Source organism: Priestia endophytica DSM 13796 (genome assembly GCF_900115845.1).
Classification (GTDB): Bacteria; Bacillota; Bacilli; order Bacillales; family Bacillaceae_H; genus Bacillus_I; species Bacillus_I endophytica.
In genome coordinates this window covers 13,930-25,790 of sequence record NZ_FOXX01000011.1, presented here as the reverse complement: position 1 = coordinate 25,790, position 11,861 = coordinate 13,930, and the positions used below count along the sequence as shown (strand labels likewise).

Below are 11,861 nucleotides of genomic sequence, written 5' to 3'. Positions count from 1 at the left end.
CTATCTAAAACTCAACAAAGCAAAAAAGCCCCATTAGGATCAGAATGCGGCTTCTTATACTTCACTTGAATGTTCTTTTTGTTTCACGTACTGATAATATAGTCCTGTTACAGTTTGAATTAATATAAAAACAGCAAATGAATATGAAAGGGTAAAACCGTTTTTAAAATGGATGATGTCTAACTTATTAAACATCCAGTTCGCAAAAACCCCTATAAAACTCCATGCTGTCACATAATAACCAAATGCTTTCTTTGTAATGCCAAACACTTCATAGAAATTCATGAATAAATAGCCAAAAGGCGCGAACATAACATAATAAAAGAAATCAAACAGTTCATATGAGCTAGAATCATTTACAGTATAAAAGTCAAAGATTCCTCCTCCAATTGTGAATTCAACTAGAAAGCCAGCTGCTGTCCCCCACATCAAACTTAAAATTGTCATATGTTTTGATAACCGTTTCGGAAGGAAAAAGAGAAGCGCATAAATAGCAATGAGCATGACGCATATACTAATTTCATTTTTACTCCACTGTCCTATCATCGTAAAAGTTCCCTCTTTTCCTTTCGTATTAGGTTGCGAAAGCCTTTATGAAGAATGAAAGTAATAAGAAGCAACCCAAGAATATATAAAGCTTCATAAAAGAGGTTCCACTGCTTGTACTGATAAATATTCAGCATATTAGAGAATTTCCGAAGTAAAAGAGTAAAGATAAGAAAAATAAAACTTGTAAGCATAATAGCTCGAGGTGTGATGTTTCTATAAAAGTAATTGAATACTATAACAAAGAACATCGGAATAATAAGGCTACGTTCTAAGAGAAAGCCTACATAAGGTGCTGTCTTTTCTGTAACATCAACAAGCTTGAGTTCTTCATTTATAATCCATGTCGCATTAATGTTAATAATAAGAACAAGCAAATAAACAAAGGTATTTTCTACAACGCTAAGACTCTTTCTCATCGTAACGAACAGTGTTATAACGAGGAAAGATAAAAACACAAAAGATGAAAGCCCCATAAGACACCTCCTTCTTGTATTTATTTGTTTCTTTAGGAAAAAATATTCGTAAGACAAAAGAAAAAACCCCCTCTTAAAAAGGTGTTTTAATAGCAGTCCCAGTTATACATGACATTTGAGAAGTCTCTCTTTTCTAAATCCTCTTTTCTAATAAAAAAATTACATACGCCGCTATCTCCCCACATAATATCGAGCTCTGTATCTGTATCAATTTGAAGAAGCAAAATGTTGTGTTCTCTATATTTTTGCTCATATGCTCTTGGATCTTCTTGTGTAAAGAAAGGATAGCCTCCTATTTTACTTCCCGTTACTTCTGTATTTTCTGCATATAGCTCCCAAAGCTCTACCCCATCCTCTATTTCTTCATATAAGTCAAAGGATAGCTCTTCTACCCGATAATCACGTTCTGAGACAGGCTCAATATCTGGCGTAAAAGAAAGGCTCGCTTCATGTAGTAAAGGAAAAGATGTTGTATCAACACCATCAAGATAGCTAAAATCTGTCACCATATTTTCAAGGTTTTCTGACACATGTTCATGATAAAGAATTCGAAACTGAGCTTGATCTGTTTCATCTTCAAAGTTTGCTCCAAACAAATCATCAGTACTATCAATATAAAATTGAAGAATCCCTTTTGTCGGGAATCCTGGCATTTGTGGCACATCTTCAAAATTAATTTGAGCAGCTAATGTAAGATATGTACCATCCTTTCCTTTTGGATGTTCTATCTCTTTTGGCAAGTATGGCTTTCCTCTAAATTTACTTTGCCAAAAAGACGTTATCGCTTTCTTTCCTTCTATTCGAACAACAGGCTTTATTGTATTTTCAATCTCCTTGCGATTAGATTCTAACAATTGGGGAAGTTTTATTTTATTATTCATAGAAAACATCCTTTCTTTAGGTATAATGGAAAATGTTGATAAAAAATTAGAAGTTTCAAAGAAACAGAACTTTCCTCTTTTTTGTTAAAATATTTAGTTATATTAAACAAACCTTCACTTTTTTACTTTTTCAAAAATATTTTATACTATTTAAAAGAGGCGACCTAGATTCTATCATCTTTAACATTTCCTAGCTAATAATGTAAATATAATCTTTTTATTGTTTTATTTACAAGGTTAAATTCTTTTATTCTACACGCTGTCCTCTTCCTTACTCATCAATTTGAAGAATTAATTAATGATATATGATGAGAAAGTATAGAAGCTGAAATATATAAACGTAAGGAGCAATGGAAATTGAAGCAAGCTGGACGTTTCATAGCGAAGACTAGCCGAAATCCTATTAAGATAGAAGATACTAAAACAAATCTCGATTACTGTATTTTATGTAAGATGGATGGGACAGGCCGAATTACGTATGTAAATGAAGAGTTTTGCTCTATTTCTAAGTTCACAAAAGCAGAACTTATTGGCCAAACATACGACATTATCTATTCTGGTTACTATCCTCGTTCATATTATCAAGATATTCTTGAAACTTTAAAGGGAGGAGGCATTTGGAAGGGTCAAATGAAGAACAAAGCGAAAGACAGCTCTTATTACTGGGTTGATACCATTGCCGTCCCTTTCTTTGATGAAAATAATCATTTAACTGAAATTGTTTCACTTGAACATAATATAACGGAGCAAAGAACAATGGAAAAATCATTAGATTATACACTAAACGAACTTTCTGCTAAAAATGCAGAATTAAAAAGTATGAAGTATGCCCTTGATCAATCTTCTATCGTTGGCATTACAGATGCTAAAGGAACTATTACATATGTTAATGATACCTTTTGTAAAATATCTAAATATAGTCGCGAAGAGCTTATTGGAAAAAACCACAACATCTTAAATTCCCATTACCATCCTAGAGAGTTTTTTGTAGACATGTGGAGAACGATTACTCAGAAAAAAGTATGGAAAGGTGAAATAAAGAACAAAGCAAAAGATGGCTCTTATTATTGGGTCGATACGACAATTGTGCCTTTTCTAAATGGACAAGGAAAACCATATGAATATGTTTCTATTCGAACGGATATTACCCCTCAGAAAAAAGCCCAAGAAGAAATCTATCACCTTGCCTACTATGATCTTTTAACAGGGATACTAAATCGAAATGGTCTATATAAATCCCTTGAAAAGCTTTTGAAAAATGCAGATGAAGAAGTAGCTTTTTTATTTTTAGACTTGGATCGTTTTAAGTCTGTAAACGATACGTTCGGTCACAAAACAGGAGATGAACTGCTTCGGGCTGTTGCTGAGCGAATGAGTAAGCTTGTTGAACGTGATCATATTATTTCTCGCTACGCTGGAGATGAATTTATTATTGTGTTGAGAAAGAGCTCACAAGAAGAAGCTGTTGAAATCGCTCAAAAAATTATTAACAGTTTTTCTATACCTTTCATACTAAGTGATGAAGAGATTTATACAACTTTTTCAATTGGTATTAGCTTATATCCAAGCGATGGAGCATCTAAAGAAACGGTCATTAAAAATGCAGACAATGCGCTGTACCTTGCTAAGAAGAAGGGAAAAAACAACTATCAATTGTTCACAAACAAGCTAAAAGAACAAAACAAACGTAAATCAATGCTGGAAAAGGATTTACGAAAGGCAATCAAAGGTGAAGAACTTCACCTTAACTACCAACCACAGTTTGATTTAGAAACTAAAAAGATTGTGGGACTAGAAGCTTTGCTGCGATGGAACCATCCAACATACGGACCTATTTCTCCTGGAGAATTTATTCCATTAGCAGAAGAGACTAATTTAATTCTCCCCCTTGGAAAATGGGTACTTGAGCAAGCGTGCCAACAAAATAAAAAATGGCAAGATGAAGGATATGAACCATTTCGTATTGCCGTAAATGTATCTGTTAAGCAATTGCAGCAGTTTGACTTTGTCTCTTCTGTGAGTCAAATCCTACAAAAAACAGGACTTAACCCAAAGTACTTGGAGCTTGAAATTACAGAAAGTATTCTTCAAGACTTAGCATGTCTAAAACACTCTATTAAAAAGCTCCGAGCTCTAGGTGTTTCAATTGCCATTGATGATTTTGGGACAGGATATTCCTCGTTAAGCGTCTTATATCAACTTCCTATTAACAGCTTAAAGATTGACCAATCTTTTGTCAGGAATTTAAATTCTACAAATCGAACCTCAGCTATTATCAAAACAATCATTGATATGGGTCGCAATCTCGATTTTTATGTTGTTGCAGAAGGAATTGAATATGAAGATCAAGCTTCATTTCTCTGTAAAAACCACTGTCATATTGGTCAAGGCTACTATTTTAGTCATCCTTTATCATCTCATGAAGTTCAAAAGATGCTTGTTAAGAGGCATTAAAAAAGAGCTGTCACTACAGCTCTTTTTTACATTGTAAGTAAGAAAAACTTGGTTTCTCCTAGATGCTTTTTATTATGTAGTTGTATTTTATCTGTGTAATCGATCCACTTGCAATTCTTTATTTTTTGATCAAGCTTATTATTAATTTCGTCTTCAATTTCCTTCATTATGAGTGTAAATTCATCTAAGCTCATTCCAAATAATTTAGCTCCTTGTTCATAAGGCGCTTCTTCAACGAGTGAAAATAGAAATTGTTCTTTTGTCTCACACTTTGCTGCAAGCTGGTCTTCCATGCTTTCAATATATTGATACATCATTCTCTTTTGCTGAGGCAAACACGCAATAATTCCTTTTGCAAGAAGTTGCAAACCTTTTTCGTTCACTATCATCACCTCTTATCTAGAAATAGATATAAATCGTAACCGTTACGTTTTATATTATACACATTTCTATTCTTAAAAGAAATATATATGCGCTTTTCCTCGCTATATACATAGAAAAGCTGCTTAAGATGCAGCTTTTCTATCTTTACAGTTCAAATGTTAAATTTACTGGCTCCTCGGGAATATACTCTCCAATACTTGCAGCCGTCACTGGTACGGTTTTATCAACAACTTCAAAAGCAAGGCTGTCTACCCATGCTTTTCCTTCTCCAGCAAGCATCATTCCAAAGGCAATCCCAATACTGCTCTCTGGAACATCAAGCACAACCTCATACTGATTCCAGTTTGTTGTTCCTTTGACAGAACGATTTTCCATATTATCAAAATTTAATGTTTCCCCATTCTCCCCATCCACTCGCATCCAAAGCATTGCACCATTATTGACATTTTCCGTTTTCAAGAATCCTGAAAAACGTACTCGTTCCCCCCTATATTTGTTTGCTTTAAACGTTTGTCCCATTGTTGCGAACCCAACATTACTTCCTTCTTCTCCTGTAATATAACCTGATGCTTTTCCCTCATGAACTTGCTTATAATCGACTCCCATATCATAATATTGAAGATGTGTCCCTGCTGGCATCCATCCTTTTGGTAAGTTGTAATCCATTCTCTTTTCCTCCCTTTTCATCATTAACTTCCGAGCATACTTTCGATATTTTCCAGGACTCATTCCATACATTTTTTGAAATGCTCGTGTAAAAGCCTCCTGTGAAGAAAAACAATATTTAAGAGCAATATCTAAGATGCGCTCTTCCTCCCTCATCAAGTCACTTGCGGCATACGTCATCTTTCGTTTCTTTATATAGGTGCTAACGCTCATGCCTACAATCCGTTGAAAGATACGATGAAAGTGAAAAGGGGAATATTTTAGCTCTTTTACGATATTATCTGAGAGGTGCTCGTTCATAATATTATCTTCAATATATTGAATAATGTTGTGGACTTCTTTTACATATTCTTCGTGCATATCCCCCCTCCTTTCTATCCATAATTTAACACATCAATTTTCAATATTTTTGATATTTTTTGCGATATCAAACAAAAAAAAGCTCTTTTGTTTTCCTTTTACAACAGGAAGACAAAAGAGCTTCTTATAAAACATCTATTTTTATTTCTGTGCTAAAAGCTTTTCAACGCTCACAATCTGAACGCAAAGGCAGAAGATTTCAATTGCTTTTGATAGTTCCTCAAGGGATGGGAATGTTGGAGCAAGACGAATATTGCGGTCTTTTGGATCTTTGCCGTACGGATATGTTGCACCAGCTCCTGTTAATTTCACACCCGCTTCAGCAGCTAGTTGAACAGTCTTCTTAGCGCATCCTTCTAATGTATTCAAGCTAATAAAATAACCACCATTAGGCTCTTTCCATGAAGCAATGCCTTTATCACCAAGTTCTTCATTTAACAGTTGAAGCACTCTATCAAACTTTGGCTTAATAATGCTTGCATGTTTCTCCATGTGTGCTTTTAGATTGTCTGTATTCTTAAAGAACTTTACATGACGAAGCTGATTAATTTTATCAGGACCAATTGTTTGAACAAACATTTGTTTACGGAAGAAATCCAAGTTATTTTCACTTGCTGCCATCATGGCAACACCAGAACCCGGGAATGTTACCTTTGATGTTGAACTAAACATAATCACACGGTCAGGGTTTCCTGCTTCTTCGCAAGCTGTGAAAATATTTTTAAGTTCATCAGGAGTATCTGTTAGATGATGAATTGCATATGCGTTATCCCAGAAAAGTCTAAAGTCTCTTGCTTTTGTTTTCATGTTTGCAAGTCTTTCAACAACTTCATTTGAATACGTAATACCATCAGGGTTACTATATTTTGGCACGCACCACATGCCTTTAATCGTTTCATCTTCTCCGACAAGCTTTTCAACTTGGTCCATGTCTGGTCCATCTTCTAACATATCGATTACAATCATTTCGATATTGAATAGCTCACAAATAGCAAAATGACGGTCATATCCTGGACTTGGGCATAGGAATTTTACAGTCGGGAATTTAATCCAAGGAACTTCACTTCCATATACACCGTGAAACATAGCTCTTGAAACTGTATCATGCATCATTGTTAGACTTGAGTTTCCACCAATGATCACATTTTTAGGATTTACTTCAAGAATATTTGCAAAAAATTCTTTCGCCTCAGGAATTCCTTCAAGGCCTCCGTAGTTACGTGTATCAACACCATCCGCTGTTTTTAAGCTGCTATTAGATGTTACAGTATCAAGCATTTCTAAAGAAAGATCAAGCTGTTCAGTACAAGGCTTTCCTCTAGACATATCTAGATTTAGATTTTGGCTTTTGTACTCTTCATATTTTTCTTTCAACTCTGTTTGTAATGCTTCTAATTCAGAAACTGTTAAACTATTAAAGTTACTCAAGCTGATTGCCTCCTGTTTTGTGGTCTTCTATTAAGTTCACCTTTGTACACTAATATACTATCAGATAATTTGCATTTTGTTTTATATAATCCTGTTTTTTTCAAGTTGAATACTTATATTTTTTCTCTATTTAGAATAATCGCCCACATTTAAGTTAGTTATTTCCAAGTAATACTTAAATCACTCTTCTTCCCTACATACTGATTGAAGATCAAGAAAGGTCACAACTTTTTCACTTGGTGGTCCGTGTTCTTCACACAACGATTTTGCTAGACGACAATCTACGTTTTTCATAGCTTTTTCTCCAATATACCGAGCAAAAGTTGCATTTTCAAAGTAGGGATTACGATTCTCATATTTTTGAATGTAATAAGAAAGCAGAAAGTTATAAGCAGTTGCATCAATGGTATATCCTTTTTTGTATAGAAATCTCTCGCTAATCTCCATAAGCTCAAAAGGAGTATATTCTTGAAAATGAAGATGCCTAGAAAAGAGACTATTCCAACGGGGATTTAGGAAGAGAAATTTCTTTACTTCTTCTTCAGATCCCGCCATAATCACCATAAATTCCCCTTCCTTATCTTTTATTTCTCTTAAAAGAACTTGGAGAGCTTCAAGACCAAGATTGTTCCGTGTCTTTTTATGTTCAAAGGAAGATACTTCGTCAATGAGAAGAATCCCGCCCATTGCTTCATTTATTTTCTTCTTCGTTTTTTCAACTGTTGTATCAATAGATAAGCCAACAAGCTCTTCTCCGCTCACCTTTACAATGTGTCCTCTTTCTAATACAGCCATTGTTTTATAAAGGTTCCCAAGCAGCCTGGCTATCGTATTTTTGCCTGTCCCAGGATTTCCATATAAAACAGTATGCTCAGCCTTTAATTTAGCGTCTGGTCCGAACCTCTGAATATAATGAATTATTCTTTTAATTTGTTCTTTTACGTTATTCATACCAATTAAATTGTCCAGCTCATTTAAAACCTTTTCGAATTTAAGAGATGTTAACTCACTTTTCTCACCTATAATTTTTGTCTTGCTATCTTCTGAGATAAGAATGTTATCCTTTTCATTTGAATAAAGATGGCAATTCTCAATTGTTCCGCTTCCTTTCTCTGTTGCCCATATCCCCCAGTTTTTAGCATGATGAATATCACAGCTCCGAATAAGAGGATTTCCTTCACTCATAATCTTGACATTCTGATAACCGTTATGATGAATTCGACAGTTTTCAATGAATCCTAAGCCACCTTCTTTTACCCACACACCGTTCTGTTCAGCTTCATAAAGATGACAACCTTCAATAACAGGATTTGCTTTATCTGCAATAGCAACATTTGAGAAGCGATGACGATAAATTTCACAGTCCATGAAAATTCCGAGTCCACTTTCTGTCACCCATACTCCATGCTGCTTGCCTTCATAAATTCTGCAGTTTTTAAAAATAGGATTTCCACCTTGGGCAGCACCTGCATTTGTATACATATGTCCATAAATATGGCAGCCTTCAATAATTCCGAGCCCTTTTTCTTCCACCCATACTCCACTTTCTTTCCCATTATAAATATGGCAGCTCCTTATAACAGGATCTCCTTCTGTCACAATCTTTACGTTTGCAAAGCTATTATTGTAAATATAACTTTTTTCGATTACACCTCTCCCTTTCTCTTTAATCCATATACCATTTTGAGCTCCATCGTAGATGTAAGAAGCTCTTATAATAGGACTTCCTTCATGAGTAATACCAACGTTAGAATATGTATTACTATAAATTTTACAGTTTTCTATCGTTCCGTAACCTTTTAATGAGACCCATATACCACTTTGCATACTTCTATAAATAGTGCATCCTTCAATAGATGGATCTCCTTCATGTGAAATGTCGATGTTAGAAGCCCTATTATTATAAATTTCACTATTTGAAAAAGATCCTTCTCCTTTTTTAGAGACCCACACGCCACAGCTTTCACCATCATAGATTTTGCAGCTCATTATCATTGGATTTCCGCTATTTGTAACGCCTACGTTTGGGTATTTATTGCGATAAATCTCACAGTCCTGCAACGTTCCTTTTCCACCCTCTGTTACCCAAATCCCATTTTGACTGCTTTCGTAAATATGACATTTCCGAACAACTGGATTCCCTTCATGAACTATACAAACGTTTGAATAGGTGTTTCCGTATATTGCACAGTCGTCAATAATTCCTCTTCCTCTTTCTGTAATCCATATGCCACTTTCTCTTCCACTATAGATTTTGCAGCTTTTTATTAAAGGATCTCCCTCACTCCCAATCCACACATTTGCAAAATCATTGTGATAGATCTCACAGTCTTCGATAATGCCCGATGCTTTCTTATCAATTAAAAGTCCGTTTTCTTTATTTGCATAGATTTTCCCTCGAATGATAATGGGAGTTGCCTCCTCTGTAACAAAAATGCCAATTCCTTGGACATCATGTATCAAACAGTTATTAATAATGGGAGCTGTATGCTTATTATAGATTCGTATGCCTCCTCCAACGTCAGAACGTACAATACAATCTTTAATATGAATCGATCCTGTTGGAATTTCAATTGCATAATAGTCATTAAGATTATCGTATTTTCCCCTTTGATGGATTGTTATCCCTTTAATAGTAGCAAGCTCTGTTTGTACAATAATTGGTGACTCCTTCTCACTGTAAATCAACACTTCTTGTGGTAATCCTTTCCCAATAATTTCTACGTTACGATCAATAATTAAACTCTCGCGGTACATTCCAGGCTCTACTAGGATTTTCGCTCCATGTTCAGCATTTTTTAGCGCTTCTCCAATTGTCTTATATTTTGAAAATATCTTCTGTGAAACGGTTAACGTCTTCCTATTAAACATCTCTCACCCATCCGTCCTTTTGTTCTGGATTTACTCATATTCTATCATGGTAAACAAATAACAAACACCTTTTATTTTCAAATAAATTCCAATTTTCTCACCAGGAAACCTAAAGTACCAAAAGGATTCTGCTTCCTATAATGTTACATGTAACTTTTTGAGATAGTAAAAAGGGATTCTTTTTAAGAATCCCTTTTATATGAATATATGCTTTACGCTTTTCTTCTATTACCTTTTAGCAAGATGATAGCCAATATAACCGAGAACAACTTAGATGAATTTATTCAAGATAAACTAGTCTTAATGTTTTTAGGTAACTTACTTTATCTCACTCTGCTCCTTAGTTGAGAACTATAAAAAATTCGAATTAGAGCAAAAAACTCCATATGCTACTAAAAGCATAGGAGTTTTAAAAGACTATTAAACATACAGACGGTTTTGGGGTTTCAGCCACTTTTGGTCTGCTTGTTTGTCTATTTCCCCATCTTTGAACACAAGTTTTCCTCTATTCATAGTTCCTACTACTTTACATGGAAACGTGTGACCTATATATAAGCTTTCTTTATGCTTAGCATAATAGTTTTCTGCCGTCACGGTATATGATTCGTCTAATGTAACAAAAGCAAAATCTGCATCTGCTCCTTTAGTAATATGCCCTTTTCGATCGGAGATTCCAAACCGTTCGGCAGGATTTGAAGCAGTCCACTTTGCTACTTTTTCAAATGGAATATTGTGTGCTAAAGAAAGCTCAATAGAAGCGAGAAGAGAAAACTGCCCACCACTAATTCCGCCCCATGCTTCAAAGAGGTTATGAACATTAGGATCTTTTAAGTCATATGGACATGGTGAATGATCGGATGAAATCATATCAAATCGATCGCTCTTCAAAAGCTCGATAAGCTTTTGTCTTTCGCTATCTTCTCTTAAAGGCGGTGCACATTTTGCAACAGCTCCAAGCTCTCTTAAGTGTCCATGATGAAACAATAAATAGTGGGGACACGTTTCAACAGTAATGTTCATTCCCTTTTCCTTTGCTTCTTGGATCTTTTCCATTGCTTTTGCTGAACTAATATGAACAAAATGAAGAGGACAATTTGTAAGCTCTGCATAATAGATAGCGCGTTCTACTGCCTCAACTTCCGCTGTAATTGGACGAGTTTCTAAGTAGTCATCAGCACTATATTTTCCTTCGTTCTCTTTTTCTTTTTTCAACCAGTTTGTCATACTTGCACTCTCAGAATGAAGAGCAAGTACTTTTCCGAGGCGAGCAATCTGTTTCATTCCATCTAGCAGTGTCATATCATCAACCGCTTCAAACTCTTTGTTACCTGTTGTAGAAAGAAAGGCTTTAAACCCAATTACACCTGATTCTGCAAGAGGCTTTAAATCTCCTTCATTTCCAGGAACAAGTCCTCCCCACAGACCAAAATCTACAACAGACTTCTCGTTTCCTATCCTTGCCTTTTCGTCTAATGCGTCTTTATTTACAGTAGAGGGAATGCCATTTAGAGGCATATCGAAATAAGTTGTGCACCCTCCAGCAGCCATCATCATGGAACCTGTATGAAATCCTTCCCAATGTTCCCTTCCAGGCTCGCTGAAATGTACATGAACATCAATCATTCCTGGAAAAATATATTGATGTTCTGCATTCCATTCTTGTTCTCCTTGATGGTGGAGATTTTTTTCAATCGCAGCAACTTTCCCGTCTTTAACCCCAATATCTGTTTTAACAACACCTGTTGAGAGAACAACGTTTCCATTTCGAATTACAACATCATACAAGCTCATAAAC

9 protein-coding genes are annotated in these 11,861 nt (G+C 35.2%); 1 reads left to right on the top strand and 8 read right to left on the bottom strand.

Annotated features, from left to right (window positions below; translation table 11 throughout):
- Positions 1-54: 54 nt before the first annotated feature.
- The 3 genes from BM012_RS18345 to BM012_RS18335 form a co-directional block, all read right to left on the bottom strand.
- Positions 55-546, bottom strand: a complete 492-nt coding sequence (locus BM012_RS18345; protein WP_061802359.1) for a hypothetical protein — start codon at positions 544-546, stop codon at positions 55-57.
- On the bottom strand, positions 543-1,022 hold the full coding sequence (locus tag BM012_RS18340; RefSeq protein WP_061802358.1) for a hypothetical protein: 480 nt from the start codon (positions 1,020-1,022) through the stop codon (positions 543-545). Before BM012_RS18340 ends, BM012_RS18345 begins: the two co-directional genes overlap by 4 nt.
- An 86-nt stretch (positions 1,023-1,108) precedes the next feature.
- The gene (locus BM012_RS18335; RefSeq protein ID WP_404825462.1) at positions 1,109-1,912 is read right to left on the bottom strand and encodes a YwqG family protein; all 804 of its coding nucleotides are present in this window, start codon (positions 1,910-1,912) and stop codon (positions 1,109-1,111) included.
- Positions 1,913-2,260: 348 nt separating this feature from the next.
- Here BM012_RS18335 and BM012_RS18330 point away from each other — a divergent pair, with 348 nt between their 5' ends.
- Entirely contained in the window at positions 2,261-4,357 is a 2,097-nt protein-coding gene (locus BM012_RS18330) for a sensor domain-containing protein (protein ID WP_061802356.1), read from the top strand.
- Positions 4,358-4,383: 26 nt separating this feature from the next.
- On the opposite strand, the gene BM012_RS18325 is transcribed toward BM012_RS18330, so the two are convergent.
- The 5 genes from BM012_RS18325 to BM012_RS18305 all read right to left on the bottom strand — a co-directional run bounded on the left by BM012_RS18325 (position 4,384) and on the right by BM012_RS18305 (position 11,857).
- Positions 4,384-4,740, bottom strand: a complete 357-nt coding sequence (locus tag BM012_RS18325) for a hypothetical protein (protein WP_061802355.1) — start codon at positions 4,738-4,740, stop codon at positions 4,384-4,386.
- A 145-nt stretch (positions 4,741-4,885) separates the two neighbouring features.
- Positions 4,886-5,767, bottom strand: a complete 882-nt coding sequence (locus BM012_RS18320) for a helix-turn-helix transcriptional regulator (protein ID WP_061802354.1) — start codon at positions 5,765-5,767, stop codon at positions 4,886-4,888.
- Between the two features lie 141 nt (positions 5,768-5,908).
- Positions 5,909-7,195, bottom strand: coding sequence for an aspartate aminotransferase type Ic (locus BM012_RS18315; protein WP_061802353.1), 1,287 nt, complete (start codon positions 7,193-7,195; stop codon positions 5,909-5,911).
- A 180-nt stretch (positions 7,196-7,375) separates the two neighbouring features.
- Complete coding sequence (locus BM012_RS18310; RefSeq protein WP_061802352.1) at positions 7,376-10,066, bottom strand: right-handed parallel beta-helix repeat-containing protein; 2,691 nt, start codon at positions 10,064-10,066, stop codon at positions 7,376-7,378.
- Between the two features lie 420 nt (positions 10,067-10,486).
- Positions 10,487-11,857 (bottom strand): allantoinase, encoded by a 1,371-nt coding sequence (locus tag BM012_RS18305; protein WP_061802351.1) that lies wholly within the window; start codon positions 11,855-11,857, stop codon positions 10,487-10,489.
- Positions 11,858-11,861 lie beyond the last annotated feature (4 nt).